General features: G+C 64.3%; 26 protein-coding genes. 13 read left to right on the top strand and 13 right to left on the bottom strand.

Annotation, left to right across the window (positions count from 1 at the left end):
• Positions 1 to 48: 48 nt before the first annotated feature.
• Entirely contained in the window at positions 49 to 2700 is a 2652-nt protein-coding gene (locus CR918_RS08630) for an excinuclease ABC subunit UvrA (RefSeq protein WP_099842468.1), read from the top strand.
• Positions 2701 to 2727: 27 nt separating this feature from the next.
• On the opposite strand, the gene CR918_RS21280 is transcribed toward CR918_RS08630, so the two are convergent.
• From CR918_RS21280 to CR918_RS08615, 3 genes are all read right to left on the bottom strand, one after another.
• Positions 2728 to 3204 (bottom strand): hypothetical protein, encoded by a 477-nt coding sequence (locus tag CR918_RS21280; protein WP_243379025.1) that lies wholly within the window; start codon positions 3202 to 3204, stop codon positions 2728 to 2730.
• Between the two features lie 24 nt (positions 3205 to 3228).
• Positions 3229 to 3579: a hypothetical protein gene (locus CR918_RS08620; RefSeq protein WP_099842467.1), complete on the bottom strand. Its 351-nt coding sequence runs from the start codon at positions 3577 to 3579 to the stop codon at positions 3229 to 3231.
• Positions 3580 to 4034: 455 nt separating this feature from the next.
• Positions 4035 to 4790, bottom strand: coding sequence for a tetratricopeptide repeat protein (locus tag CR918_RS08615; protein WP_099842466.1), 756 nt, complete (start codon positions 4788 to 4790; stop codon positions 4035 to 4037).
• Positions 4791 to 4956: 166 nt separating this feature from the next.
• Between CR918_RS08615 and CR918_RS08610 the strand changes: the two genes are divergently transcribed.
• Positions 4957 to 5649 (top strand): hypothetical protein, encoded by a 693-nt coding sequence (locus CR918_RS08610; RefSeq protein WP_099842465.1) that lies wholly within the window; start codon positions 4957 to 4959, stop codon positions 5647 to 5649.
• Between the two features lie 328 nt (positions 5650 to 5977).
• Positions 5978 to 6526, top strand: coding sequence for a hypothetical protein (locus CR918_RS08605; RefSeq protein ID WP_099842464.1), 549 nt, complete (start codon positions 5978 to 5980; stop codon positions 6524 to 6526).
• Between the two features lie 83 nt (positions 6527 to 6609).
• On the opposite strand, the gene CR918_RS08600 is transcribed toward CR918_RS08605, so the two are convergent.
• Together CR918_RS08600 and CR918_RS21040 are read right to left on the bottom strand one after the other, a co-directional pair.
• Positions 6610 to 7134 (bottom strand): DUF3693 domain-containing protein, encoded by a 525-nt coding sequence (locus tag CR918_RS08600; protein ID WP_165780893.1) that lies wholly within the window; start codon positions 7132 to 7134, stop codon positions 6610 to 6612.
• 110 nt (positions 7135 to 7244) lie between these two features.
• Positions 7245 to 7919: a hypothetical protein gene (locus CR918_RS21040; RefSeq protein ID WP_133119677.1), complete on the bottom strand. Its 675-nt coding sequence runs from the start codon at positions 7917 to 7919 to the stop codon at positions 7245 to 7247.
• Positions 7920 to 7960: 41 nt separating this feature from the next.
• On the opposite strand from CR918_RS21040, the gene CR918_RS08590 reads away from it, so the two are divergent.
• The 8 genes from CR918_RS08590 to CR918_RS08560 all read left to right on the top strand — a co-directional run bounded on the left by CR918_RS08590 (position 7961) and on the right by CR918_RS08560 (position 12631).
• Entirely contained in the window at positions 7961 to 8191 is a 231-nt protein-coding gene (locus CR918_RS08590) for a hypothetical protein (RefSeq protein ID WP_099842461.1), read from the top strand.
• A 101-nt stretch (positions 8192 to 8292) separates the two neighbouring features.
• Positions 8293 to 9399, top strand: coding sequence for a replication initiation factor domain-containing protein (locus CR918_RS08585; RefSeq protein WP_099842460.1), 1107 nt, complete (start codon positions 8293 to 8295; stop codon positions 9397 to 9399).
• A gap of 3 nt (positions 9400 to 9402) precedes the next feature.
• The gene (locus tag CR918_RS08580) at positions 9403 to 9705 is read left to right on the top strand and encodes a single-stranded DNA-binding protein (RefSeq protein WP_099842459.1); all 303 of its coding nucleotides are present in this window, start codon (positions 9403 to 9405) and stop codon (positions 9703 to 9705) included.
• A 3-nt stretch (positions 9706 to 9708) separates the two neighbouring features.
• Positions 9709 to 9900 (top strand): hypothetical protein, encoded by a 192-nt coding sequence (locus CR918_RS08575; protein WP_099842458.1) that lies wholly within the window; start codon positions 9709 to 9711, stop codon positions 9898 to 9900.
• 15 nt (positions 9901 to 9915) lie between these two features.
• Positions 9916 to 10053, top strand: coding sequence for a major capsid protein (locus CR918_RS21140; RefSeq protein WP_165377125.1), 138 nt, complete (start codon positions 9916 to 9918; stop codon positions 10051 to 10053).
• A 117-nt stretch (positions 10054 to 10170) separates the two neighbouring features.
• Positions 10171 to 11136 (top strand): virulence factor TspB C-terminal domain-related protein, encoded by a 966-nt coding sequence (locus tag CR918_RS08570; RefSeq protein ID WP_165780880.1) that lies wholly within the window; start codon positions 10171 to 10173, stop codon positions 11134 to 11136.
• Positions 11136 to 11420 carry a DUF2523 family protein gene (locus CR918_RS08565; RefSeq protein ID WP_099842457.1) on the top strand — a complete coding sequence of 95 codons (285 nt, stop codon included), beginning with the start codon at positions 11136 to 11138 and terminating at the stop codon, positions 11418 to 11420. Before CR918_RS08570 ends, CR918_RS08565 begins: the two co-directional genes overlap by 1 nt.
• Positions 11417 to 12631, top strand: coding sequence for a zonular occludens toxin domain-containing protein (locus CR918_RS08560; protein ID WP_099842456.1), 1215 nt, complete (start codon positions 11417 to 11419; stop codon positions 12629 to 12631). Before CR918_RS08565 ends, CR918_RS08560 begins: the two co-directional genes overlap by 4 nt.
• Before the next feature lie 1166 nt (positions 12632 to 13797).
• Here CR918_RS08560 and CR918_RS08555 read toward each other — a convergent pair.
• Positions 13798 to 14166, bottom strand: a complete 369-nt coding sequence (locus CR918_RS08555; RefSeq protein ID WP_099844293.1) for a DUF3653 domain-containing protein — start codon at positions 14164 to 14166, stop codon at positions 13798 to 13800.
• Between the two features lie 762 nt (positions 14167 to 14928).
• Between CR918_RS08555 and CR918_RS08550 the strand changes: the two genes are divergently transcribed.
• Together CR918_RS08550 and CR918_RS08545 are read left to right on the top strand one after the other, a co-directional pair.
• A complete protein-coding gene (locus CR918_RS08550) occupies positions 14929 to 15555 on the top strand; it encodes a response regulator (protein ID WP_099783964.1) in 627 nt (208 codons plus the stop codon).
• Entirely contained in the window at positions 15552 to 17879 is a 2328-nt protein-coding gene (locus CR918_RS08545) for an ATP-binding protein (protein ID WP_341476887.1), read from the top strand. Before CR918_RS08550 ends, CR918_RS08545 begins: the two co-directional genes overlap by 4 nt.
• 1 nt (position 17880) lies before the next feature.
• Here CR918_RS08545 and CR918_RS08540 read toward each other — a convergent pair whose 3' ends face one another.
• The 7 genes from CR918_RS08540 to CR918_RS08510 all read right to left on the bottom strand — a co-directional run bounded on the left by CR918_RS08540 (position 17881) and on the right by CR918_RS08510 (position 25380).
• Complete coding sequence (locus tag CR918_RS08540) at positions 17881 to 18636, bottom strand: SapC family protein (RefSeq protein WP_025877209.1); 756 nt, start codon at positions 18634 to 18636, stop codon at positions 17881 to 17883.
• A gap of 111 nt (positions 18637 to 18747) precedes the next feature.
• Complete coding sequence (locus CR918_RS08535; protein WP_025877210.1) at positions 18748 to 19020, bottom strand: hypothetical protein; 273 nt, start codon at positions 19018 to 19020, stop codon at positions 18748 to 18750.
• Between the two features lie 272 nt (positions 19021 to 19292).
• Positions 19293 to 21335, bottom strand: a complete 2043-nt coding sequence (fusA, locus tag CR918_RS08530; RefSeq protein ID WP_099842455.1) for an elongation factor G — start codon at positions 21333 to 21335, stop codon at positions 19293 to 19295.
• Between the two features lie 381 nt (positions 21336 to 21716).
• Complete coding sequence (locus tag CR918_RS08525; protein ID WP_099842454.1) at positions 21717 to 22466, bottom strand: hypothetical protein; 750 nt, start codon at positions 22464 to 22466, stop codon at positions 21717 to 21719.
• 69 nt (positions 22467 to 22535) lie between these two features.
• Positions 22536 to 23297 carry a heme ABC transporter ATP-binding protein gene (locus tag CR918_RS08520; protein ID WP_059064165.1) on the bottom strand — a complete coding sequence of 254 codons (762 nt, stop codon included), beginning with the start codon at positions 23295 to 23297 and terminating at the stop codon, positions 22536 to 22538.
• Entirely contained in the window at positions 23294 to 24337 is a 1044-nt protein-coding gene (locus tag CR918_RS08515; protein WP_025877218.1) for a FecCD family ABC transporter permease, read from the bottom strand. Before CR918_RS08515 ends, CR918_RS08520 begins: the two co-directional genes overlap by 4 nt.
• A complete protein-coding gene (locus CR918_RS08510) occupies positions 24334 to 25380 on the bottom strand; it encodes a heme/hemin ABC transporter substrate-binding protein (protein WP_099842453.1) in 1047 nt (348 codons plus the stop codon). Before CR918_RS08510 ends, CR918_RS08515 begins: the two co-directional genes overlap by 4 nt.
• Between the last annotated feature and the right edge of the window lie 2 nt (positions 25381 to 25382).

Here is a 25382-nt window from a genome sequence, read left to right as displayed (position 1 = left end):
TTGGGCGCGCTCCAGGGCGCACCGCTCACTGCCTGCAGGAACGCAACGATGTCCAACAACCCTTTCGGTGAATCCTCATGCGCTGCCGCAGCCAGCGGTTGCGTGGAGGTGCGCGGCGCGCGCGAGCACAACCTCAAGAATGTCGATGTCTCCATTCCGCGCAATGCACTGGTGGTGTTCTCCGGGGTGTCGGGGTCGGGTAAGTCGTCGTTGGCCTTCGGTACGGTCTTTGCCGAGGCGCAGCGGCGCTACTTCGAGTCCGTAGCGCCATACGCGCGGCGCCTGATCGACCAGGCGGGCGTACCCGATGTGGATGCCATCGACGGCCTGCCGCCGGCGGTGGCGTTGCAGCAGCAGCGCGGCGCCAGCAATGCACGTTCCTCGGTGGGCAGCGTGACCACGCTGTCCAGCCTGGTGCGCATGATGTACTCGCGCGCAGGGGCCTACCCGGCCAACCAGCCCATGCTGTACGCCGAGGACTTCTCGCCCAATACGCCGCAGGGCGCCTGCAGCACCTGCCACGGCCTGGGGCATGTGTACGAGGTGACCGAAGCGCTGATGGTTCCGGATCCGTCGCTGAGCATCCGTGAACGTGCCATCGCCTCCTGGCCGCCGGCATGGCATGGCCAGAACCTGCGCGACATCCTGGTCACGCTGGGCTACGACATCGACGTGCCGTGGAAGAAGCTGCCGAAGAAGGACCGCGACTGGATCCTGTTCACCGAGGAAACGCCAACCGTGCCGGTCTATGCCGGCTTCACGCCCGCAGAGACCCGTGCCGCACTGAAGCGCAAGCTGGAACCCAGCTACATGGGCACCTATACCGGTGCGCGCCGCTACGTGCTGCACACCTTTGCCAACACCCAGAGCGCACTGATGCGCAAGCGCGTTTCACGCTACATGGAAGGCAGGTTGTGCCCGGCCTGCCACGGAAAGCGCCTGAAGCCGGAAGCGCTTTCGGTCACCTTTGCCGGTGTGGATATCGGCGAGTTCATGCGGTTGCCGCTGGACCAGTTGGCGGACCTGCTGGGGCCCATCGCGCAGGGCGATTTCAGCGCGCACAGCCGCGGCGCGCGTACCAGCGGCAGCGCCACGAAACGCGATCGCACGCAGCGGGCTGCAAGCGGCCGCCCTGTCCATGCTGGGGCCCCCGACGTGCGGCTGACCTCGGCCCTGTCAGAAGAGAAGCGCTTGGCCGCGCAGCGGCTGGCAGGCGGCGTCATGGCGCGTGTACACCAGCTGCGAGGCCTGGGCCTGGGGTACCTCTCGCTGGATCGCGCCACGCCAACCCTGTCGGCCGGCGAACTGCAGCGCCTGCGGCTGGCCACGCAGCTCAGCTCGTTGCTGTTTGGCGTGCTGTACGTGCTTGATGAACCCTCGGCCGGCCTGCACCCCGCCGACAGCCAGGCGCTGTACGACGCGCTGGACCGGTTGCGCGACGGCGGAAACTCGGTGTTCGTTGTCGAACACGACCTGGAGCTGATGCGCCGCGCGCAGTGGCTGGTGGATGTTGGCCCGGAGGCGGGTGAGCACGGCGGGCGCGTTCTCTACAGTGGCGAGCCCGACGGCCTGCGAAAGGTCCAGGAGTCGCGCACCGCCCGGTATCTGTTCGACCAGGTGCCCGCGGCCGCCAGTCGGCAGCGCAGCGCCAGCAGCTGGCTGGAGCTGAAGGGCATCCACCGCCATAACCTGCAGGGTGTGGACGCGCAGGTGCCGCTGGGGTTGCTGACCGCAGTGACCGGCATTTCGGGGTCGGGCAAATCCAGCCTGATGGCGCAGGCACTGCCCGAGCTGGTGCTGCTGCACCTGGGGCATGAGCCCGAGGACAACAGCGCCGAGAGTGCGCCCACCGACGCGCCGACCGTGATCGAAGCGACCCGAGGCCGGTTGGCCGGCGATGTGGACGCCATCCAGCGGGTAGTGCAGGTGGACCAGAAGCCCATCGGCCGCACGCCACGCTCCAACCTGGCCACCTATACCGGCCTGTTCGACCACGTGCGCAAGCTGTTCGCCGCCACGCCCGCCGCGCGCCGCCGGCGTTTCGATGCCGGCCGTTTCTCGTTCAACGTGGCCAAGGGCCGATGCGAGACCTGCGAAGGCGAAGGTTTCGTCAGCGTCGAACTGCTGTTCATGCCCAGCGTCTATGCGCCGTGCCCCACCTGCCATGGCGCCCGCTACAACGAGGCGACGCTGAAGGTGCTGTGGAATGAGCGCAACATCGCCGAGGTCCTGCAGATGACGGTGGACCAGGCGCACACGTTCTTCATCGAGGAAGAGGCCATTGCCCGCCCGCTGCAACTGCTGCAGGAGATCGGCCTGGGCTATCTGAGGCTGGGCCAGCCAGCCACGGAGCTCTCAGGCGGCGAAGCACAGCGCATCAAACTGGCGACCGAGCTGCAGCGCAGCCAGCGCGGGCGCACGCTCTACGTACTGGACGAACCCACCACCGGCCTGCATGCATCGGACGCGGACAGGCTGCTGGTGCAGCTGCAGCGACTGGTGGACGCGGGCAATACGGTGGTGATGATCGAGCATGACATGCGCGCGGTCGTGCAGGCGGACTGGGTGATTGACGTTGGGCCTGGCGCAGGTGCTGCGGGCGGCACCATCGTGGCGAAGGGAACGCCGCAGCAGGTGGCGCGCGCCAAGGGCAGCAGGACGGCGCCGTTCCTTGCGCGCGAGCTGGGGCAGGGTGGGTGAGGCGTTGGCGTCGCCGGGGTTGTACTACTACCTCCGCACGCCACACCGCTCATCCTCAGGCACATCGCCAGCAAGCGTCAGTAGCAGCCGATCCTGCAGCGCAGGGTCCTGCACGCCAGACAGGACCTGCTCCAGATAGGTCAACGGCACCAGTGGCCACTGCAGCGTGGCCTGCAGGGGGTAGATCGCAGGCGCCCGATGCTCGGTACCCAGCGCAATCCGGATCAGCAGAAGCGGCGGCTGCCTCTCTACGTGCAGCACCGGCGCACCCTTGCACAGGATCTGGAAGGACGCCGAAGCGGGCGTCCCCTCCAGGAACTCGAAGCCCTCCCGTGCCCGCGCCTCTGCGAATCGAAGCGCGTGGCGTCGCAGCATCCAGAATGTCTCATCGGGTACATCACGGTACGCGAGCACTTCCGGCTCAACAGGCTCTGGCAAATGCATCTGTACGGCAACGACCAGCGCCAGAAAGAGCGCCCACATCACCCCGTGGCGCACCTTCATTTCAGGCCCCACCGAAGTGACCCTTCAGTCTGCAGGCTGCAGCCGTTCGCTTGCGTGGGCTGCGAGCCCCATGCCGGCCATGATCAGCCCTTCCATCACCCGGTCGCCGACGTACTGCTCCGGCTCGCCGTTCTGGCGGGTGCGTTCTGCCGCCAGCAGCACTTCCAGCACCACGCGCAGGCCCGTCAGCGAGCAGTCGGCATCGGCCAGCGCCATCTGCCGGCCGCGCAGCTGATGCCGCTCTGGCCAGGGCTGGCCGTTGGCGGCCACGCCCGAGCCGATGCTGTGCAGCAGCGCGATGAGGGTGTTGGGATCCACGGTAGGCCCGGCCGAGGGCGCCTCGTGGATGGGCTGTGGGGCGGGGGAGTAGGTCATGGCGGGGCTCCTTGCGTGCAGGCAGAAGCCGCCACCGATAAAGGTGGCGGACGATGCGTGGTTCGAAACCCGGCGTACGCTAAACCGGCGGGCACAAGGCCCCCACGCACCGCCCGCCATAGCCGGCAGACGGATTGCCAGCCGGCACCACGCGCGGTGGTGCCGGCTGGCAAGCGTAAACATCAGCGTACAACCGGGGTTTCGAAGCCCGACCACCGGTGTTCGGTGGCATGGCAAGGAATACGCCCGGTTGCGCGCGATGCCAATACAGTAAGGGCAATGCCGTCGCCGTTTTCGACGTTTTCAGAATCGTTGTATGGCGGGGAAGGGCGCTAGAGGCTTGGCCTGCAAGGCCGTCCCCGGCATCAAAAGTGCAGTTCTGCGTGCTGTCGGCATCCGCCTAGTCGGACTGAGGTCGAGGCGAATGCGACAGCGTTGTCCAGGATTTCCAGTCGTCAGTAGCCCTTCAATGCTGCTTTGGTCCGTTCCAGCCATGCGGCATTGTGGGCGCGCGCGTGGTGTGACCAATGCTGGGCATCGTCGATGATGCTGTCCAACAGGTCACGGGCTCGCTCGCGATCAGCGGGCTGCGGTTGTGCCATCAGCCACTCGGCGTACAGGCAGCGGGCGGCCGCATCGTTTCCGCATTCAACCGCACGCTCGAACGCGGCGCGGGTGCCAGTTGCTTGGGCGGCGGCCAGTGCCTGCGCATAGAGCAGGGTCTGTTCCGGCTTGCGGCGCACATCCGGATGGCGGGCGAACAGGCCGTCCAGCGTTTCGACTGCAAGCGCGGCGTGCCCGGACTCGAGGCGGGCACGCGCCAGACCAGTAAGGATGTAGGGGTCGTCACCCAGTGGCGAGCTGACCGCCTGCTCAAGCAGGGTCCTGGCTTCATCCGCTTGGCCTGCATCCAGCAGCGTCATGCCAAGACGAACCCGGTTCTGTACGGTGGGCGTTCGCGACAGCTCAGCGCGTGCGTTACGCAGGTCCTGGCCCGGGTCCATGAGCTGCTTTGCGGAGCGGATTGCCTGCCGCGCGCCGCGCGAATTGCGGGCTTCCGGGAAGTAGATCGCCAGGAAATAGACGACGCTGCCCAGCAGAGGGAACGAGAAGAGCAGGATCAGCCAGTAGAGGCTCTGGCCTGAGCGGATGGCGTGGACCGCGAAGTAGATGGCTGCCAGTACGTGGAGTCCGATTCCGATGTAGGGCATATTGGTGCCTGGTCCTTGTAAGGACTGGCACTATAGGGGGAGTGGGGTGGGGCGCCAATGGGGCGTTGATCGGTCGTGACGCGTCGCGGCACTTGGCTCGGGCCTTATCCGACCCAGAGCAGACCTGCTGGGTCTTGAAGGAGCTGGGTGATTCAAAGGAGGGGAAATGGAGTTTGAGAAGATCCGGTCAGTAGTCAGGCTCGCGGAATACGCGGTCGTCGACCGACCACCGCTTTGGGTGAAGGAAGACGGGCTGCGCGCACTTTCAGAAGAGCTTTTAGTCGGCCCATGGTTAGTCATGAGTGGCTTCGGCATCATCTGGAAACGTCTGCTCTGGATCTTCGTCCTTACGCTCATCTTCGTGATTGGACTCTTCCTTCTCGAGACGGCCTTCGATCCTGTCATGGTCCTCGCCGCGCTCGCGCTGAGCGTTGTTAGCGTCTACTTCGGCCTTCCTACTCGGACGGTCCTTGCTGGTGTCACCGCAAGGTCTATTGGAATGCTTGCAGGCGCTATCGAGGAATTCGTGAAGGATCAGGCGGAGTTGGAGCGTTTGTCCTCCGGGGTGCAACTCGTGAAAACGCAAACGACCGAGCGAATGGCGCGTTTCAACTGGTTTGTTGGCATCCTCTGGGGTGCCTTGTTTTGGCTTGTCACGGCACGCGTGCTTTCCCCGGCTATTTCGCCGGACACTTTGAAGGCGAGCATCTTCCCAGCCATTGCTGCCACAATCTCGTTCGCCGGGCTGTTTGTCGTCGCGGCCGGCCACGCCACTGCGGTACGGGTGGCCTATCAGATATTGGATTTCGCGCTGTTGGAGGTGAAGGGAAGGCTCGCGCACGGCGCCCTGGATCATTAAGCTTACGGTTAGCTGGATTAGCACTTCTTGGCCTACCTGGTCGAACTGCCACCCTGCACCGTCCCTACGACGCTGTTCAAAGCCAGAGCCTTGGGTAATCCCCCGCAGGTTGGCCGCAGCCAGAAGTGGAATTTTCTCGTAACCTAACCCGAGGAGATCCCATGAAGAAGTCGCGATTCATCGACAGTCAGCTTGCATCCACTCAGGTCGTACACGCATCGCCTGGCTCTATGCTGGGTGCAGTCATCTCTGTTAGTGAACGGCCTATGTCTACGTTATGTCGGCATTAGGATTCCTTGATCATCTAAGCCGAACGCAAGGGGAAAGGATGAGCACTTCATCAACCGAGGGGGAGAAGGCGGCCGCGGTCGTAATTTGCAGGGCGGCCGCATTTAGCGTAGCCAAAGAGGCTGGGCAGTTTTCCGCTTGGATTACGGGTGGCTGCGCTGCAGCCTTCGCCCTCGTGCTCTCCAATCCAGACGGCGTGACGCTCGTTGTGGGCAGCGGAGTTCTTCCGCTCTTGAACACCCTTGGCCTCAGCATAATGCTGGGCTTCTGGGTCAAATATCGCCTAATTAGCCACAATGCCGCTCGGGGCGCATACGAACAGGCTATTCAAACATTTGGCGACAAGATGCCGTCACACGTTGACCCTTTGCCACAAGGCGTCCAGCTCGCAATTGTCCATCTATTGCCTTGGCACCTGCGCCGCCGGATAAGGGGCGTCCTTGAGAAGCCTCTCGACATAGCCAGCCGGGATACTTTAATCCGTGCAGTTGAGTGGACTAAAACCCTCTGCATGGTCCAGGCCCTTGCAGTCGTGATCTGCGTCATTGTCACCGCGTGGGGGCCGATTTTTAGAACTGCCGGGGTGTAGGGGCTGCACCTTACGGGTGCGCCTCACACGCGCTGGCGCGACAACCGGCCCAAGGGCCGGTTAGATCTATGCGGTCGTGCGGATCAATCTTGATCATGCTGCGAGCTCGCCCTTGTCGGGGGAACGAACAGGGAGGCAAGAGCCGAGCCAGAGCCGCAGCCATTGCCAAGCAGAGCCAACGAAGCCAACAACGGCAGATATGGCATTTCGCATAATGTATAGACTGCGGCCTTATCGAAGCCCGTAGCAGCGGCCTGAGCTTTCTGGGGTAGGGCAAACCCAACGGCCAGGCACAGCGCCATGGCGGTTGCGGCCAACTTGCGCCATACCGCCTTTTCTTCTCGGCTGATTGCACGCGCCTCGCCGACGATCCCCAGGACACGCGCCAATGGAATTCCGCTTAATCCGGCGATGGTTGCGCAGACCACCGGGTCCGGTAACGCCCTTGCGTGCCTGTAATTGCTGATAGCTGAGCGGCCGACGCCAAGTGCCGCCGCCAGCTGGTTATCGCTACCTACGCCTGCTGCGACCTTGCACGCGTCGAGCAGCGAATTGATGTCCTGCATGTTCATGCCCCTTGACAGGCTCTGTTCAAGGGGAATATACATGCACCCGATGTTCATTGACCTTGAACATCCCCGCCACCGGCACCCCAAGGCCGCTGGCGGGTTCCTTGGGGGGGGGGTAGGGCCACACGATGCGCAATTCACCGATGCAACTACGCGAAGGATGGTACGTCGATCTTCCGAAGCGCCTGGACGTCTGCGATTACCCGTTCCGCGGCGACACGCATGCTCGATGCTGTCTCGATGAGGTTACGAAGGCCGCCACATTTATCCGGGTCGAACCGCGCCGGATCTTCGGCATACATGGCGAGAAAGTCGCCGGCGATGTCGTCAAACTGAATTTGAAGCGATTCCAGCCTACTCAGATCCATGATCGTGGCATCGTCCAGTACCGACTTGTCGAAACTCGCCCAATTATGGCGAGTTCGAAGCTTGGCACTCACATCAAGGGCCATCTTCACGTCGTCGAAGCCCCTACGTGCTGCCGCCGGGTCTCTGAAGCTTATGACGGCCCCCTCAACGCACACGTATGTAATCGCAGCATCGAGTATCAAGGAAAGGCGCGCATTTCGGGCTACTCGATCTCGCGCCTCCTGCCGCGCAACTTCATCGCGACGATGTCGGTTGGCCTCGTAGGCGAACCAGCACGCACCAAGGCCAACAACGCAAGTAGAGATGGCAGCCACCCAGTCGGCGGTGCTGCCGTTATCTGCAACAAGATCTACTCCACGCGGCGCGCCGAATCCGTACCAGCTAGCTGCCGCGCCAGCGGCAAATGTGCACGCGGAGATAAAAACAACGGGTACCACCCCGAATCTACGTTCCATGCCGCCCCCTGTGGCGCCTGTGCAATTGGACGGATTCTGTCATGACCGAGCCCCTTCTTGCATTCGCCTTGCTTGGAGCCATCGTGGCTGTGTCCATCGGCGGCGCAAAGCTCGTTTCGTGGCTGCTCGACCGGCGTGATTACACCGCCTCGCAGCGGTCACGCGAGGCCCAACTCATCGCACTCGCAAAGGTTGAGATTGCCGCCGCAAAGCGTGGCGATCTGCTGGCGGCTGCCCGCTTCGCTGAGCAGCAGGAGACCGTCCATGGCTGATTTCTTGCGCGATCCGCTGGTCGTCTATGTGGTTGGCGGCGTGCTGCTCACGGGGCTGTATTGGTCGCTGGTGTTCGCTCTGCGCCGGAAGGGTGGTTGCAATGGCCGGTGATCGCGCGGTGCTGGCCGGGTCGGGACTCCCCTCGTCTAACAGGGGAGTCAGTGAATTCAGGAACGCACAGGGAACCCTGATGGTCGGCATTGACTGGTTTTCCGCCTCCATCGACCTGCGCGCAGCGCTGGACGAACTCGCGTTCCGTGATGGCGACAGCTTTGAAGAGGTCCGCCAGTGGATTGAGTTCTCCCCGGACAACGCACGCATCGCGGCCCTGCAGGTGTTCTGCTGGTTCTTCGCTGGGCTCGGCCTTGAACTGGATGAAACCGTGGGCGGCGGTCGCTTCTACACGTGGCGAGTCAAGATCATGGACGCGGCTAAGAAGTTCGTCGGCATGATCGAACTCGGTGGCGAAGATTGCCGCCGCGCAGATGGCACGTATACCGCCCGCATTGAGCTAACCGGTGATGGATGCAAGGCGATAGGCGCAGCGCGCTGCGGCCATGCGCAGCGGTGGCTGGAGCTTCGAGCGAAGCTCGAAAGCTGCGGCGGAAGGATCACCCGCGTGGATGTGTGCGCCGATGACCTGGTGGGCAACTACCCCCTGCGCTTGGCACAGAAGTGGTACGCCGCTGGCGAGTTTGACAACCGTGGTCAGCGCCCTAAGGCGCAGCTGGTGGATGACTACGACAGCGGCGATGGCAAAACCTTCTACGTGGGCGGCAAGAAGTCCGAAAAGCAGCTGCGCGTCTATGAGAAGGGCAGGGAGCAGGGCGACAAGAGTTCGCCGTGGGTGCGCTACGAAGCGCAGTTCCGCAACTCCAATCGCAAGGAACTGCCGCTCGATATTCTGCGCGACCCAGCAACGTACCTGCTGGGCGCCTATCCGGTGCTGAGTTTTCTCAACTGCGTCGCCACCCGAATCGAAATCACGAAAGCAGCCGTTGAAGCCACGTGGAAGAGCGCACGTCGTCATCTGCGCCGCCAGTACGGCGCAACCCTGCGTTTCATCGTCAAGCATTGCCCCGACGCTGAGGCGTTGAAGGGCGTTATCGAATCCTGCACCTCGCCAAAGCTGCCGGGGTGGGCAACAGGGGACACAGCAGCGCATTGGCCCGAAATCGCGGCCGTACAACCAACCCAAGAGGGGTAACACATGAGCGTCAAGGTCACCGTCCTGAAGAACGAAATCGATGAACGCGGCGGCAGCTTCAAGAACGATGCTGGCGACAACGTCGAGTACACCACGCGCAAGCAGAAGGCCAAGCTCGAAACCGGTGGTTTCGCCTATCCGTTTGACGTGCGCCTGGACAAGGGCCAACCGGGCTACCCCGAGGGCGAGTACGAGCTCGACATCGAGTCCATGTTGCAGGTCAACAAGGGCGTCGCGTCGCTGAGCAAGTTCACCGTCCTGCGCATGCTGCCCAAGGCTGCACCGCGCGCCGCAGCGCAGGGCTAAGTCATGGCGCGGTACGTCTACGAATGCTTGCAGTTCAACCAGCAGACCGGTGAATGCGTGCAAGCCGCATTCGTGCCGCGCACCGACATTCCCGCCCTGACCACTGCCGAGGTGTCGGGAATCCTGTCCATGGTTGCGGTGTGTTTCGCCGTGGCGTGGGCATACAAGCAACTAGGCAGAACCATCCGCAACTAACGAAAGGGGAACACCATGGATCTCGACGCAACTGCTGCACTGACCGTTCTGGGCGGATTGTCCGCCGTCCTGGGCGCTATCGGCGCCGCCAAGCTGGCACCGGCCGCAATCTCGGTCGGCTTCAAGTGGCTGAAGGGTGCGATCTTCGGTTGATCGTTGTGACACGGGGCCGGGCAATCCGGCCCCTTTTTTCATGGGGGATTCGTGATGCTGGGTCTTTTCGTGCTGTGCGCTGGCACTGCCGCGCTGTACATCGCGTTCGGTGATTAGATGTTCCGCATACTCTTCGCGATCATGCTTGCTGCGCTGTATAGCGCTCCTACGTCGGCTCAGGTTGGCACCTGTTCGCCGAGCGCTGACGTTGCTTCGGATACCTGCCCCGATCAGGGGGCTGCTTACACCGCAGCGTGGGCGGCCGCTACAGATGAGGCTGGCCGTTCGAATGCCCTTGGCGGCCAGAAGTGGTCGCCATTGGTCGAGCCCGATGGCAGCGATAGCTATGTCGGCTTCGTCAGACCGTCTTCCGCTTCGACCGGACGCTATGCCTCTAAGAGGCGTTCTTTCACCGTCAAGTGCAGTGCTAGGCCGGAAGAATTTGGTTGGGAGGGTGGCACCACTGCGGGCTCCGTGAACGCCTGCCATAACGGTTGCATGTACTCCAGCGCTTTGGATCCCCAGGGCGTTGCGGGCGTCAGCTATGCGCCTACGGGCGGCGTTTGCACTAACGCTGATGCGCCAGAGCCCAAGCCTGCTGGCGACGGCGGTGGTGATGATGGCGGTGGTACCGGCGGGGAGACGGGTGGCGGTGACGGGGACGGCGGAGGTGATGGCGGCGGTGATGGAGATGGTGGCGGTGATGGCGGTGGTGGAGACGGCGAGGGCGGTGGTAATGGTGATGGTGACGGCGATAGTGACGGCGGTCAGGATGGCGACGGTGATGGTGATGGTGACGGCGAAAATCCGAGCCTTCCTGAGAACCCCTCGTATCCCGGTGACATTCCGATGCCCTACGCCGACCCGCCTATTCCGAGTAGCTACCTCGGCCAGTGGTCCAGCGGCCTCGGCGGCGGCTCCTGCCCTGCTGCAAAGACCATGACTGTAGGCGTTGGGTCCATCTCCACGCCCATTAGCTTCGAGTTCAAGCCTCTCTGTGATTTTGCACTGATGATCAGGGGGCTAGTCATCGCTTGCGCTGCTATTGCAGCCGCCATCATCGTTTCAGGAGTACGCAAGTAATGCCTTGGCTCGCCGCGTTTCTTACTCAACTCCTGGGCAACTCCCTTGCGCGTGTACTGACCGGCGCGGGTCTTGGTCTTGCCACAGCCGCAGCGCTCCTGCCGCTCGTCAAGGGCGCACTGAACCTCATTACGCAGAAGTGGTCGGGCATTTCAGCGGATCTAGCAAACGTGATGCTCATGGCCGGGGCAGGGGAGGCCATTACCATGATCGGCTCTGCCATCGTGACTAAGGTCGTCATTGATGCAGGCAAGGTCGCCATTCAGAAGGCAGCGTCCAAATGATGTATCTGATTTCGGGTCAGCCCGGCAATGGCAAGACCCTGCGCGCAATGTCCATGGCGCTTGAGTTCTACGAGCAGAACCAGCAGCAGGTGAAGGAAGGCAAGGCGCAGCCGCGCCGCTTCTTTACGAACATCGCGGGCGCAACGACTGAGGAAAGCTCAGATGCCCTCCCATGGATGGAAAAGCTGCCCGAGCACAACGACTGGACGCAGCTGCCGGATGGCTCATTCGTGATCTACGACGAAGCGCATTCCGATGGCAACACACAGGGTCTTGAGCGCTATGGCAGGCTGTTCCCGTCTACGGGCAAGCCGGGCGAATCCGATGACCCGCGCATTCGCGCAATGTCTACGCACCGGCATCGTGGCTTCGATCTTGTGTTCGTCACGCAATGGCCGAACAAGATCCACCACCAGGTGCGCACGCTTATCGGTTCGCACACACACATGAATCGTTCGTTCGGCATGCAGCGTGCTGGCGTGCTCACGTGGTCGCGTGTGCAGAGCGATCCTTACGATGAGAAGGTGCGCGACAAAGCCGAGGAAGAAATCTGGTCCTACCCGAAGGCGCTGTACAGCCGCTATCGCAGCGCTACGCTGCACACGGCCAGTCACAAGTTCAAGGTTCCTAAGAAGGTCTGGCAGGCGCTGTCTGTGACCATCGTGCTTATTCTCGGTGTCTGGATGATCTATGCGTTCATCATCAAGCCTTCTCCGACGCCCAAGAAGGTGGAGGAGGGGGCCGGTGCTTTGCCGGCGGCGGGAGCCCTGGCGCCCTTGGGCGCGGGCGGGCCGGCGGCACGGCCCCTCACCCGCGAAGAGTACGTAGAAAAACACAAGCCACGGATTGAGTTTCAACCGTGGTCCGCACCGGCCTTCGATGACCGTACCGTGCAATCTCAGCCTGAGCTGTACTGCATGGCCTCTGGAACCACCACCGAGGACACGACGTGTACCTGCGTAACAGAGCAGGGCACCAAGGCGAAGATCAGGTTGCCGGTGTGCCTTGCGATTGCACATGATGGTCCGGCCTACAATCCGTATCGCGCACCACGCCAGGAATCGGAGTCGAGTCAGGATCAATCAGCTCGTGGCATCGCTCAGTCCACACCATCGGGCTCGACTGAGCCATCGCCGCATGCACTGGTTGAGGTTGGGAAACGTCCTATGGGCACGTTCCCGGAAGCGCCGCCATATCCAGCCAGTTTCTGACTAGAATCGCTTGTCTGCCCCCGCAATTCCGCATGTTGAATTTGGAGATCTGGAATGAATGCTAGCGAACGGAAGCCAGAGCTATATTACGGAGATCTGGTTGTGGTCAGCAGCATGGTACGAGGAGAAGCTAATGCCTTGAATGGGCTGTCAACTTGGATTAGTGCTGGAAGCGGTGCAGCCTTTGTTGTTGTGCTTGGCTCAATGCCTGCTCTTGAGCGAATGATTGGGTCCGCAGTCAGCCATGTTCTTATTGCTTGTGGGGCAGCGATCCTCTTTGGAGGGCTTCAACGAATGACATTTGCGGCGATTTCATCCGAGCATGAAATGGAGAAATTGGTTCGAGAGAAATTTGGGGCGGATGGGCAGCAGAATCTCGGCGCTCGCAAAGATGAGGATGTGGAGAGGGTTGCTCTTAGGATTGCAGCATGGGCTCCTTTTCCGGAAAGGAAAGGCATTCGGAAATCAGCGGCACATACTTACGGAGCCCGTGCCAGCTGGCAGATGAGGCGGGGAATGGCCCACCGAACTCTGTGTCAACTCCAGGCAGGCTCCGTGTTCGTTGGCATGTCTAGCGCAGCGTTGCACTCGATGCTCTCTCTCGCCCCATAACGTTCCCAGCTTGAGGCGGCTTCAGGGGCACTGATCTTGCGGCGAAAGAACCCAGCCGCCCTCAGCACTCATCCACCGGTAGGGCTTTCCGGCAAAACATTGAACAGTGCTAGCCGGAAGTTCCCCACACCGAGAACCGGGCAGATTCTCCCAGCCACCTTCAATTCGACGGAAGAACATCCCATTGATACAGCGCAGATCCTGCGCCTTCTGGGCTGGTCGGACCTGCTGGCGCTCGGGAGAAGCCGATCGCGCCGAACTGACAGCCATTCGCGGCTCAGCCATCACCGTCGACGACTGCTTAGCGGTCTCGGTGGATTGCCGCACACCCTCGAAACGCTCACTCCAGGCACTGTTAGTGCGGCCAAGCGTAAGCACGCCGATAGTTGCAAGACTCACCAGAGTCAAGAATCCGGTGATCAGCCACGGGAAATTCCAGCGCTTCCGCTCAATCGGCGGAAGGTACTCAGGCCGTTCGCGCTCCATACGCCCCCCAATCACGTCCAGGCTACATTGTACCGGGGGTGTAGGGGCAGCGCCCCTACGGAAACGCCTCACATGCGCTGGCGCGGCCTCGGCCCACGACTCATGTAGACCACATTGGACGGCTCGGCGTCGGGACCGGATACACCCGCGCCCAACCGCCGTTCTCGGCGAATTCTGAGCACTTCGGCAAGGTAGATGACGCTGGATTTCGTTGTGGCACAAGCCTGTCGGGGCCGTACCGATCGGGCGGCCACCTCGGCTCGCTCATCAGCCATCATCAACCGCCATTCCCGTGCAATGTTGCAGGTCAGCGACCACCAGGCCATGTCGCAAGGCTCCAGCTGATGACCTTCGGGGGTGAACATATGGCCGCCCTGAAAGCCGAAACCGGCCCAAAGGCCGGTTAGATCTATGCGGTCGTGGGGATCAATCTTGATCATGCTGCGAGCTCATCCTTGTCGGGGGAACGAACAGGCAGGCAAGAGCCGAGCCAGAGCCGCAGCCATTGCCAAGCTGAGCCAACGAAGGTTGCGGACGACTGATACAGCATTTCGCATAATGTATATTATGTTCAAAGCAGACTGAGCATCGACTCCGCTACCAAGCCCGACCAATGGCACCCCGGACATCACCCGGGCCCCAACCCCTGCCATAGCTTCTCTGCACTCATGGTCGCTGGCGACCCAAAGGCATCCCGCCGCGTCCAGGCGACACATGCCCGCTCAAACAGTCGCACGCTCCAGTCTCCAATAGTCAGGCGTACCTCGCCGGACCAACGTTCAATTCTGAGGGAAACCCAAGCCCTCAGCCCTGCAGAATTCAACGCCGGCGGACCCGCGACCACTGTGACGCGTCACGTTAATTGCGCCCGCCAACCCGTCAATCGCGCCGCTCTGGAACGTCTTGTGATTGGAGCCGCCCTGGACCAGGCCGTGGACGCTGGCATTTCGCCAGCGGAGCCCGCACTCGACATGCGCAGCGCACGCAGTCCGCGCGCTCCTTGCAGACGCGATCCAAAATTCATCAGACGCAACAGGCTACTTCGCTGCACCCACGCTGTGCAGATCCCGACACAAACCTCCAACTTTTCCTACTTCAACTCTAGGAAAAGTCTCAAAAATCGAACGTTTTCGATGCTCGACGCGACAGCGGCGCCAGAATGAGTGCCACGCCACTGGGCGCTGACAACACTCCCGCGCATGAACGGATTCCCTGCACCGCGCCGGCTTCGCCTGGCCCTGCTTGATGACCATGACGTCGTCCGCCGCGGCACGGCCTTCCACCTGGGCAACGACAGCCGCTTCGAGATCGTCGCCAGCCACAGTGACAGCCAGGCGTTCGTGCAGGCGCTGCAGCAGCGTCATGCCGATGTGGCCATCATCGACATCACCCTGGCGCCCGGCGATATCAGCGGCACCGAGCTCGTCGAGCACCTGCGGCAGGCATTGCCGCGGGTAACGCTGCTGGGTTTTGCCGGACAGACCTCGGTGGCGATCATCAACCACCTGTTGGATGCCGGAATCAGCGGTTTTGTCGGCAAATCCGAGCCGTTGATTGAACTGTCCGACGCGGTCGTGCGCGTGGCCCAAGGGCTCTGCCGCATTCCACCGTCGTGCAAGCTGCTGACGCCCTGCGATGCACTTAGCCGCAACGAGCGCGAGGTCATCCGGCTGGTCCTGGATGGGCTGACCGTCTCGGAGATTGCCCTGCATCGGCACCGCAGCATCAAGACCGTCAGCACGCAGAAGATTGCCGCGCTGCGTAAGCTGGGGTTGCGTAATGACGCGGAGATCTTCGCGATACGGCAGCAGTTGGAGGCACTGTGACCGCGCTGTTCAAGCGTGGCCGCAGGTTCATGCTGCTGGCGCTGTTTACCCTGCTTCCCTGTACGTCCGCGGGCGACATCCAGCACGGAAAATGGACAGCGGGGCGCGTGGTCAGGGTGGCCGCGGCCCCCACGCTGCACCCTGCGCCCGAAGATGCTGCCGACCCCGAGGTGCTGCAGACGCTGGCGCATGGCTATGCCGCGCTCGTGGCCCGCCATTCCGGCCTGACCTTCGTCGAAGTCCCTTTTCCCAGCACCCTCGCCGCGATGGCCGCCGTCTGTGAGGGGCGGGCCGATCTTGTGCTGGCGATGGGTGCTGACGATGGGGCACGCCTGCCCTGCCCCAGCCTGGCGCCCTCGCGCAGTTTTCCTGGCGGTGCCAGCGTGCTCGCCGGCCGCATTGGCGAGCGCTTGCCGCGGCGGGTTGCCGATCTCGGCACGCTGCGCATCGCTGCGGTTGAAGGAGGCCCCTACCCTGTGTGGCTCGCACAGCATCACCCTGCACTGCCTGTGCTGCCGCACCCCAGCATGCGGGCGGCATTGGCTGCCGTGGATGCCGGCATTGCCGACGCTGCGATCGGCCTGGAATCCACTGCAGGCGCGATAGCACGACGTCACTTCTCCCACAGCCTGCGGTTGCAGACAGTGGATGCCGATCTTTCGACCCAGCTGCATCTGCTTGCCCGGCGCGAAGACCAGGCGCTGCTCGATCGTATCGAGGCGGCACTGGATGACATCACCATCGAAGAGCATGCCCAGTTGCTGCAGCGCTGGGCACGGCAGACGCTGCCGGCCGCGCTCGGCCAGAAGGTGCGCGAAGGCCTCGATGGCACCGTGCTCTGGCTGTTGCCAGCCGCAGCCCTGCTGCTGGCACTCCCGTTGCTGGCTGCACGCAGGCTGCGCCAGCAGCAGGGTCTTGATCAGAAGCAGGCGCAGATGACGGGCATGATCAGCCATGAGGTGCGTAATTCCGCCCAGGCGGTCATGGCGTCGATCGACCTGCTGGGCCAGGCGCCACTGCCAGCCGGGCAGCGCGAACTGGTAGCCGCTGCGGCCACCGCCAGCCAGACATTGCGCGGATTGCTCAACCGCACGCTGGACTTCTCCCGCCTGGCCAGCGGCACGTTCCGGCCAAAGCGGGTGCCCTGCAACGTCCCTGCGATCTGCACGCAGGCGCTGCAGGCCATTACGCCCCTCGCGCAGAAGAAGGCGCTCAGCCTGCAGCTCTGTGCACCGCAGGCGCCGTTGCCGATGCTGGCAACGGATCCGGACTGCCTGCGCCAGCTGCTCGACAACCTGCTCGGCAATGCCGTCAAGTTCACCGACGTAGGCGGCGTTGAACTGCGTCTGCAGCTGGATGCGTCCTCGAAGAACGCATCACTGTTGATAGAGGTCATCGACAGTGGCATCGGCATCGCGCCAGCGCAGATGAGCGCCCTGTTCGAGCCCTTCCGGCAGGCCGATGCAGGCAGGCAGCGCGGTGGCAGCGGCCTGGGCCTTTCCATCTGTCGCACGTTGGCCGAGGCCATGGGCGGCACCCTGGATGTCCATAGCGTGCATGGCCGTGGCAGCCGCTTCATTCTTCGCCTGCCCGTGCAGCAGGTGCAGGAAGATGCGCCGGCCACTGCCGCTGCGTCCGCCCTGCCCCGGCTGGCCGGCACGCGCATCCTGCTGGTGGAGGATCACGCGCTGACCCGACAGGTCATTGCCGCCCAGCTGCGGCGCTGGGGCGCGACGGTGCAGGAGGCTGCCAATGCCGAAGAGGCCTTGGCGGCCCAGATGCAGGCGCCCTGCCCGCTGGTGATGCTGGACATCGGTCTGCCGGGAATGGATGGGTGCGCGCTGGCCCGGCAATTGCGGCTGCATGAGGCAGAAGGCGCGCCGCGCGCCCGACTGATCGCGCTTTCCGCCTTCACTGGCGACGATCACACGCTGCGCTGCCAGGTTGCCGGCATCGACGCGGTATTGCTCAAGCCGTTGCAGGCCGATGCGCTGCTGCAGGCGCTGGGCCAGGCTGTGCCCCACCGTGCCTTCGAAAGCGCTGCCCGAGAACTGGTGGCCGCCTACGAAGAAGATATCGATCGCGAGCTGCAATGCCTGCACGAAGCGATCGTTCGTTGCGATGCCGCGCAGCTGCGCCATCATGCGCATCGCCTGCAGGGCGTGCTGCAGATGCTCAACGCGGGCGGCATGGATGCCCGTGCCGGCGAGCTATGGGAGCTGGGCGATCGCGTGCCGCCCGGCTGGGACGATGCGCGCCAGCTGCTGGCCGAGCTGCAGACGTGGCGCGGCTCCCGGGGTGCGGGAACCGCGCCGTCGCCCTGAATCAGGCGGCGTTGCGGCCTGCCTGGCGGCGGGTCAGGTCGTTGAAGCGACCCAGCGACATCAGGTGCTGGTGGATCAGCGCCAACCAGCCGTTGCGGTGCCATTCGATGACGGTCGCATCCGGCAGCGCAATGAACTTCTCGACGTCGACCACGAAGAAGCCATTGAGGTTGAACTCGCGACCATCGGGCAGGCGCACGGTTGCATTGCGCTCGACCAGCAGGCCGTTGTCGACCAGTGCCTTGGAGAAGGCCTGGGTCTGTTCGTGCTCGCGGGTGAACTGGCCGCAGAACTCAAGCGCCTGCTGCACCATCTCGGTGGCCTTGCCATCGACGAACAGCGGCTGGCCTTCTTCGCCGCCACGGACGATGCGCGGGCTGTCTTCGTCGATGCCGAGCAGGAAGTCATTGTCCGCGCCGGTGTCGATGAAGATGAAGGGATGGCGGCGCAGGTAGGCCGGGATGTAGGTCTCGTCGTCCCACAGGCCATCGGTGATGAACAGGTTGTCGGTGGTCACACCCACGGCGGCCATCGGCACCGCGCTCGGGCCTGCGAACAGGATCGGGAAGTGGTGCAGCGCCAGCGAGAATTCGCCCAGCACCAGCGGGATGGAGTTGCTGCTGGCAGCGAACTCGAGCTTGCCTGGCAGGATGCGCAGATCGGCGTGCAGGTCTGCCTGCAGCGGCACCGGGCGGGTGTAGAACAGGGGCGCGCTGCTCGGCGCAGCTTCGGTGGTGGTGTCGCTGGTGGTGGTCATCGTGGAAACCATGTCGATCATGCGCGCCTGCCATCCCGGGCGCGCCAGCGGGAACAACCTGAATCCCGCATTATCAACAAGGCAGGTGACAACGGCCACCCTGCGGCCGACTTATTTCAACTGCAACGGGTAGCGCTGCCACAGTACGTGGACCAGGAAGCCGGCCAGTTCGGTGTCGCGCGCACTGACCGCTGCGCGGATCTTGTCCAGCAGGACCATGTCGCTGCAATGCCGCACATCGGCGTGGTTGGCCTGGCCAGCGCGCCGTGCCCGATAGCGTGCAGCCCGCTGTGCGTCGCTCATTGCGTACCCGAACTTGGGCGGCCGACCGCGTTTGCGCGGCAGGGTCAGCTCCAGGGTTCCGGGATCATTGTCATCACGCATGGGCAGGGTGCGGGCGGCGGCAAGCAACGGGGGGTGCGCAATTTATCGTGAGGCATCACTTTAATCCAGCTTTTTCTGCAGTTTTGTTGCAATGCAATGCAGGCACGTGACGCACGGATGGCACCCATCCACGCATGGCGTGGGAAGTAGATCCACGCCATGCGTGGATAGACCCCCGCCAATGCAAAGGTCGGTAGATCCACGCCATGCGTGGATGACCCGCTCGCCAACACAAAAAAAGGGAGCCCGCGAACGGGCTCCCTGCATCCACCTTACGCTGCACGCACCGGCTCGTAGCCATGCAGGTGCGATTCGCTGCTGGCCCGTCCCTGGCTCAGCGAACGCAGCGAGGTCGTATACCCGACCAGCTGCGCCAGCGGCGCGAATCCGCTGACTTCGGCGCGACCGTCCTGGTCGTCGATGCGGGCAACGCGTCCATGGCGGCGATTCAGATCACCCACCACGTCCCCCACCGAGGCGGACGGCGAATGCACCGTCACCGCCATCACCGGCTCCAGCAGCTGCGTACCGCTGGCCGCCAACGCGGCCTTGATGCCCTCGCTGCCGGCCCGATGGAACGCCATCTCCGACGAATCCTTCGCGTGGGTCTGGCCATCCACCAGGCTGACTTCGATGCCGACTACCGGATGGCCCTGCGGGCCTTCCGACAGCGCGGCACGAACGCCCTTCTCCACCGCAGCGATGAAGTTGCGCGGCACCACGCCACCGACGATGCGGTCATTGAACACAACCTCACCGTCGTCGCGCGGCACCACATCCAGCACCACGTGCGCGAACTGGCCCTGGCCACCGGTCTGCTTGACCAGGCGGCCCACAACGCCTTCCACGGCACGCTGCGGCGTTTCCTGGTAAGCCACGCGTGGCGCGCCAATGCCGATGTCCAGCTTCCATTCGCTGCGCAGGCGCTCGACCATCACCTCCAGGTGCAGCTCGCCCATGCCCCAAGCCAGGGTTTCACCGGTCTCGCGATCGGTTTCCACCCGGAACGAGGGATCTTCCTGGGCCAGGCTTGCCAGGCCCTGTGCCAGCCGGATCAGGTCGGCCGCACGTGCCGGCTCCAACCGCCAGGCCAATACCGGGGCCTGTGCCTGGATGCTCTCCAGGCGCAGCGGCTGCCCTCGCCCGCTCAGCGTTTCACCGCTGACCGCATCCTTCCAGCCCAGCACCGCCACGATGTCGCCGGCCACGGCCTGCCCGATGTCCTGGGTCTGGTCGGCCTGCACGCGCACCAGCCGGCTGATGCGACGCCCTTGCGGGTGCTGCGAGCTGGCCACGTTGTCGCCTACCCTCAAGGTGCCCGAGTACAGCCGCACGAAGCTCAACGCACCGTGCTGCTGGTGGGTGATCTTGAACAGCAGGCCAGCCAGCGGACCGTCCGGGTCCGGCGGCAGCAGGACGTCGCCGCCCTCGCCTTCGGCAGTGACCGCAGGACGATCCAGCGGCGACGGCAGGTAATCGACCACCGCATCCAGCAGTGTTTCGATGCCCTTGTCCTTGAAGGCAGCACCCGCCAGCACCGGTACGCCGGCGCCCGCCAGCGTCGCGCGACGGATCGCTGCGCGCAGCGTCGCCGCGTCGATGTCACGGCCTTCCAGCCATGCCGTTGCCAGCACATCATCATGGTCGGCCACGGCTTCGACCAGCGCATTGCGCTGCGGTTGCCACTGCGCGCGCTCGGCCTCGCTCCATGCCGTCACCGTCGCCGCGCCCGCGTCCTGCCACTGCAGTACGCGGCCATCGACCAGGTCGACCCAGCCGTGGAAGTCGCCCTCACTGCCCAGCGGCACGCCCAGCGCCCACGGGCGCGCCCGCAGCTTGTCCTGCAGCTGCTCCAGCACGCGCTCGAACGAGGCACCGATGCGATCCATCTTGTTGACGAACGCAATCAACGGCACGCCATGCCGGCGCGCCTGGCGCCACACGGTTTCCGATTGCGGCTGCACGCCGTCCACGGCCGAGAACACGGCCACGGCACCGTCGAGCACGCGCAGCGAGCGCTCGACCTCGATGGCGAAGTCGATGTGGCCGGGCGTGTCGATCAGGGTCAGCTGGTGCAGCGGCAGATCGCGTGGCGCCCACTGTGCGTGCACGGCGGCCGCGCCGATGGTGATGCCACGTTCGCGCTCGATCGCCGAGAAGTCGGTGGTCGCGTTGCCGTCATGCACTTCGCCGACGCGGTGGATCTCGCCGGTCTTCCACAGAAGGCGTTCGGTAAGGGTGGTTTTGCCAGCGTCGATGTGGGCAATGATGCCGAGGTTGCGAAGACGCGACAGAGTCTGGGTGTTGGTGTTCATGAGAAAGGTTCCTGCTGGGCCAACTTCGGGGGCCGCACACGCTGGTTGGCAACGGCGTGTGCGGCTAGCGTTCGGTCTCGGCGATCTGGTGCATGGCACGTTCTCCTTGCGGTGGAGCGGGTTGAGGGATGGGGACGGAAACGAAAAGAGCGCCCCGGAGGGCGCTCTGTGGATGGTCCAGCGAAGGCCGCGATCAGCGGCCTCGTAGGGCTCCAGGCAGACACGCCCGTTCCGCGCTTGCGCGGGTCAGGGTGAAAAACTTCAGGAGCGGCATCCGGTTCATGCGGCGCATTCTAGACCTGTCAATCTGGCGCGCAAGTGAATATTGCGCACATGGATGGAACGATGAGGCGCAACGGGGCAGCAATCACCCAGGAACGATCATTCGCACCCATTGATCCGCCGCGCCTCACCCACCGTCGCGGCGTGATCCCCCGTCACCGACACCCAGTCCTTCAGCGGGAAGGCGGCATTGATCTCGCCTCGACGGGGCGTGTCGTGGATGGTCACTTCAGTCCAGGCGCCCACCGCACCCAGCTCGCTCAGGCGGGCAGCCTGGTCGTCATCGGTGCTGAAGGTGTCGCCCGGCTTGGACGGCTTTGCGTTGTTCACCGTGGCGGTCTTCAGTGCGCGCACGCGCAGCGCACCACTGGGCATGCGCTGGCTGATCACGTCGTAACGCTCAACGCCGTAGGCCCACGACCGCTCGGCCTGGCGGCGCACTTCACTGCCGTCATCGGCCACCTCGATCTTGCCATCCACCAGTCCACTGATCGAAGCGAGGCTGCCGTAGCCGGCCATCATCGCTTCGTAGCCGATCATCTGCCGCTTCTCCAGCGGCAGTTCGCTGGCCGCAGGCTTCATGCCCGGCAGCTTCAGATACGCCGACTTCTTGCAGAGCAGCAGCACGCTTTGATTGCCCCAGGCCATCAGCATCGCGCCACCGGTGTAGTAGTGCGTGGTGAAAAGATCGGAGGCGGCGCCGGCGCCCTTCGCATGGCGGATTTCGATCGAGGTCGCCTGATCAGCGACCTTGTCCAGCACAACCGTGCGGACGGGAGCGGCGTGCGCCGTGCACGATGCAGCAATGATCGAAGCCAGCAGTGTCGCGCGCGGGAGGATGTAGTTCATGGGGGTCATTCCGTTGAGAAAAACGAACCGACAATGATACGTCGCGCTGCGCAAGGAAGCTTTACTGCATCAGGTCACCACAACCAATGGCACACCGCGTCGCGGATGCTGCAGCACCACCACGTCCTGCTGGTAGACACGCTGCAGGTTGCCCTCGGTCAGCACGTGCGAAGGCGTGCCGTCAGCGGCCACCCTGCCCTGCTCCAGCAATACGATGCGATCGGAGTATCCGGCCGCCAGGTTGAGGTCATGCAGCACCACGATCACGCACGCACCGGCTTCGGCGCAGGCCCGTACGCTGCGCAGAGTGCGCTCCTGGTGGCGCAGATCCAAGGCAGCCGTAGGCTCATCCAGCAGCAGCAACGGCGTGTCCTGTGCCAGCACGCGCGCGAACGTGGTGCGCGCCGATTCGCCGCCGGACAACTGCTGCACTTCGCGCAGGCGCAGCGCCTGCAGTTCGGCAGCATCGATCGCCCGCTCCACCTGAGCCTCATCCACCTGCGGATCCGGCGGGTGCGGCAGGCGCCCCATCGCCACCACTTCCTCCACGCTGAAGGCGAAGCGCACGCCGTGCTCCTGCGGCATCACCGCACGTTCGCGCGCAAGCGGCCCGGCCCTGTAGTCGCGCAGCGGACGTCCATGCAGCTGCACATCGCCACCGTCGGCACGCAGATCGCCAGCCGCCACCCCCAGCAGGGTCGACTTGCCGGCACCGTTGGGCCCCACCAGCGCCGTCACCGTGCCCGGCTCGAATGCGAGGGTGATGCCATGCAGGATCTCGCGCTGCTGGCGACGCACCACCACATCGCGCAGTTGCAGGAAGGCGCTCATGCGGCCGCCTTGCGGCGCTGCTGCAGCACCAGCCAGAGGAAGAACGGCGCGCCCAGCGCGGCGGAGAACAGGCCCAGCGGAATCTCGGCAGGCGGGTCCAGGGTGCGCGCCGCAGTGTCGGCCACCACGATCAGCAGTGCACCCAGCAGCCCCGACAACGGCAGCAGCCAGCGGTGGCCAGGGCCAACCAGCAGGCGCGCCACGTGCGGCACCACCAGGCCGACGAAACTGATCGAGCCGGCGAACGCTACCGCAGCGCCGACCAGCAGCGCACTGAAGGCCACCAGCAGGCGCCGTGTGCGCGCCACGTCCAGCCCCAGATGCTGTGCCTGGCGCTCGCCGAGCGCCAGCATGTCCAGCGGCGTGGCCAGGCGATGCAGTGCGAACGCGCCGATGGCGAACAGCGGCAGCACCGCCACCACGTCGGCCCAGTTCGCGCGCGCCAGCGAGCCCATCTGCCAGAACACCAGCGATTGCAGCTCGCTTTCGTTGGCGATGTAGGTCAGGAAGCCGATCAGTGCCGAACAGAACGCGGCCATCGCAATGCCCACCAGCAACAGCGTGGCATTGCCACTGCCCTTGCCCGGCCGCGCCAGCGCGTAGGTCAGCCCGATCGCGGCGGCACCGCCGCCGAAGGCCGCCACCGGCACCAGCCAGCCGGCTGCACCCGCAGCGCCCAGCACGATCGCCGCCACGGCACCCAGCGCGGCGCCCTGGCTGACACCGACGATGCCCGGATCGGCCAGCGGATTGCCGAACAGTCCCTGCAGGCTGGCACCGGCCATCGCCAGCGCCGCGCCGACCATCGCCCCCAGCAACGCACGCGGAATGCGCAGCTGCCAGACCACGGCCAGGTCACGGCTGCTGACCGATTGCGGATCCAGCAGGCCCAGCTTCACCGCCAGCGCCTGCATCACTTCCAGCGGTGGCAAGCGCAGCGGCCCCACGGCGAACGACGCCAGCACCGCGCCCAGCAGCGCGAGCAGCGCAATCAACAACATCGTCCGCCCGCGACGGCGGCGTCGATCCGCAGGGCTCATGCCTTCGGCAGCGCCGCCAGCGCCTGCGCCAGGGCCAATGCACCCGCACCGGAACCGATGCTGGCGTACTTCAGCTGCGCATCCGGCATCACCCAGACCCGGTTGGCCTGTCCGGCCGGGGTCTGCTTCAGCGTCGGGTAGGCCTTCCACAGGCCTTCAGCGCCACCGAACAGCTGCAGGTCGTGCTCGGTCACCAGGATCACGTCCGGTGCCGCCGCGACCACGCCTTCGTTGCTCAGCTGCGAATAGTTGGCCACGCCGGCCTCGGTGCCGATGTTGAGGCCGCCGGCCAGGGCGATCAGCTTGGCCGATGCGCTGTCGGCACCGGCCACGGTGGGCGAACCGCCCGCTCCCGTCGCCGACACATGGATCACCCGCGGCGCATGCGCCAGGCCCTTGCCGATCGCGGCGGCCTCATCCAGCTGGCGCTGCACCTGCGTGGCCAGGGTCTGCCCTGCGTCGGCCACGCCGAGCACGGCGGCGATCTTGCGCACCTTGTCCGGCGCCGGCTGCAGGTCATCGATCACCACTGCAGGCTCGCCCACTTCGCGCAGCTTCTTTGCCAGTTCGGTGTGGCGACGCAGGCTGTTGCCGATGAACAGCGACCCCTGCAGGCTGAGAACCCCCTCCACGCCGGTCGTGCGGTTGAACAGGAACTGGTGCGGTGCGGCCAGGCCTGCCTCGGTGGTGGTGTTGGTCGGCGCGGCGAACACCTGCTTGCCCAGCCCCAGCGCCTCGATCACCGCGATGATGTCGTCACCGCCAGCAATGATCCGGCTGCTGTCACCCACCTCCACATCGGCGCCATCGTCGGAGTGTACCTTGCTCGGCAGCACCGCCTGCTGCCCCGGCAGTGTCGGCACGTCGCTGCCTGCCACCCGCTGCCAACCTGCGGGAAGTGCTCCCGCCTTGGCGGTGGCGGCCGCCGGTGCTGCTGCATCTGGGTTGCCGGCAGACGGCGGCGCTTTGTCGCCACAGGCGGCCAGCACCAATGAAACGGCAATCGGGAGCGCGCACTGGCGCAGGCGGGAAGCGATGTTCATGC

The organism is Stenotrophomonas indicatrix (assembly GCF_002750975.1).
Taxonomy (GTDB): Bacteria; Pseudomonadota; Gammaproteobacteria; order Xanthomonadales; family Xanthomonadaceae; genus Stenotrophomonas; species Stenotrophomonas indicatrix.
The sequence above is the reverse complement of the archived record's forward strand: the minus strand, read 5'-3'. Positions and strand labels throughout refer to the sequence as shown.

What these genes read in the sequence shown, in the direction of transcription:
- CR918_RS08630 (WP_099842468.1), top strand. Translation starts at nt 49, where the DNA reads ATGTCCAACAACCCTTTCGGTGAATCCTCATGCGCTGCCGCAGCCAGC.
- CR918_RS21280 (WP_243379025.1), bottom strand. Translation starts at nt 3,204, where the DNA reads ATGAAGGTGCGCCACGGGGTGATGTGGGCGCTCTTTCTGGCGCTGGTC.
- CR918_RS08620 (WP_099842467.1), bottom strand. Translation starts at nt 3,579, where the DNA reads ATGACCTACTCCCCCGCCCCACAGCCCATCCACGAGGCGCCCTCGGCC.
- CR918_RS08615 (WP_099842466.1), bottom strand. Translation starts at nt 4,790, where the DNA reads ATGCCCTACATCGGAATCGGACTCCACGTACTGGCAGCCATCTACTTC.
- CR918_RS08610 (WP_099842465.1), top strand. Translation starts at nt 4,957, where the DNA reads ATGGAGTTTGAGAAGATCCGGTCAGTAGTCAGGCTCGCGGAATACGCG.
- CR918_RS08605 (WP_099842464.1), top strand. Translation starts at nt 5,978, where the DNA reads ATGAGCACTTCATCAACCGAGGGGGAGAAGGCGGCCGCGGTCGTAATT.
- CR918_RS08600 (WP_165780893.1), bottom strand. Translation starts at nt 7,134, where the DNA reads ATGTATATTCCCCTTGAACAGAGCCTGTCAAGGGGCATGAACATGCAG.
- CR918_RS21040 (WP_133119677.1), bottom strand. Translation starts at nt 7,919, where the DNA reads ATGGAACGTAGATTCGGGGTGGTACCCGTTGTTTTTATCTCCGCGTGC.
- CR918_RS08590 (WP_099842461.1), top strand. Translation starts at nt 7,961, where the DNA reads ATGACCGAGCCCCTTCTTGCATTCGCCTTGCTTGGAGCCATCGTGGCT.
- CR918_RS08585 (WP_099842460.1), top strand. Translation starts at nt 8,293, where the DNA reads ATGGCCGGTGATCGCGCGGTGCTGGCCGGGTCGGGACTCCCCTCGTCT.
- CR918_RS08580 (WP_099842459.1), top strand. Translation starts at nt 9,403, where the DNA reads ATGAGCGTCAAGGTCACCGTCCTGAAGAACGAAATCGATGAACGCGGC.
- CR918_RS08575 (WP_099842458.1), top strand. Translation starts at nt 9,709, where the DNA reads ATGGCGCGGTACGTCTACGAATGCTTGCAGTTCAACCAGCAGACCGGT.
- CR918_RS21140 (WP_165377125.1), top strand. Translation starts at nt 9,916, where the DNA reads ATGGATCTCGACGCAACTGCTGCACTGACCGTTCTGGGCGGATTGTCC.
- CR918_RS08570 (WP_165780880.1), top strand. Translation starts at nt 10,171, where the DNA reads ATGTTCCGCATACTCTTCGCGATCATGCTTGCTGCGCTGTATAGCGCT.
- CR918_RS08565 (WP_099842457.1), top strand. Translation starts at nt 11,136, where the DNA reads ATGCCTTGGCTCGCCGCGTTTCTTACTCAACTCCTGGGCAACTCCCTT.
- CR918_RS08560 (WP_099842456.1), top strand. Translation starts at nt 11,417, where the DNA reads ATGATGTATCTGATTTCGGGTCAGCCCGGCAATGGCAAGACCCTGCGC.
- CR918_RS08550 (WP_099783964.1), top strand. Translation starts at nt 14,929, where the DNA reads ATGAACGGATTCCCTGCACCGCGCCGGCTTCGCCTGGCCCTGCTTGAT.
- CR918_RS08540 (WP_025877209.1), bottom strand. Translation starts at nt 18,636, where the DNA reads ATGACCACCACCAGCGACACCACCACCGAAGCTGCGCCGAGCAGCGCG.
- CR918_RS08535 (WP_025877210.1), bottom strand. Translation starts at nt 19,020, where the DNA reads ATGCGTGATGACAATGATCCCGGAACCCTGGAGCTGACCCTGCCGCGC.
- fusA (WP_099842455.1), bottom strand. Translation starts at nt 21,335, where the DNA reads ATGAACACCAACACCCAGACTCTGTCGCGTCTTCGCAACCTCGGCATC.
- CR918_RS08525 (WP_099842454.1), bottom strand. Translation starts at nt 22,466, where the DNA reads ATGAACTACATCCTCCCGCGCGCGACACTGCTGGCTTCGATCATTGCT.
- CR918_RS08520 (WP_059064165.1), bottom strand. Translation starts at nt 23,297, where the DNA reads ATGAGCGCCTTCCTGCAACTGCGCGATGTGGTGGTGCGTCGCCAGCAG.
- CR918_RS08515 (WP_025877218.1), bottom strand. Translation starts at nt 24,337, where the DNA reads ATGAGCCCTGCGGATCGACGCCGCCGTCGCGGGCGGACGATGTTGTTG.
- CR918_RS08510 (WP_099842453.1), bottom strand. Translation starts at nt 25,380, where the DNA reads ATGAACATCGCTTCCCGCCTGCGCCAGTGCGCGCTCCCGATTGCCGTT.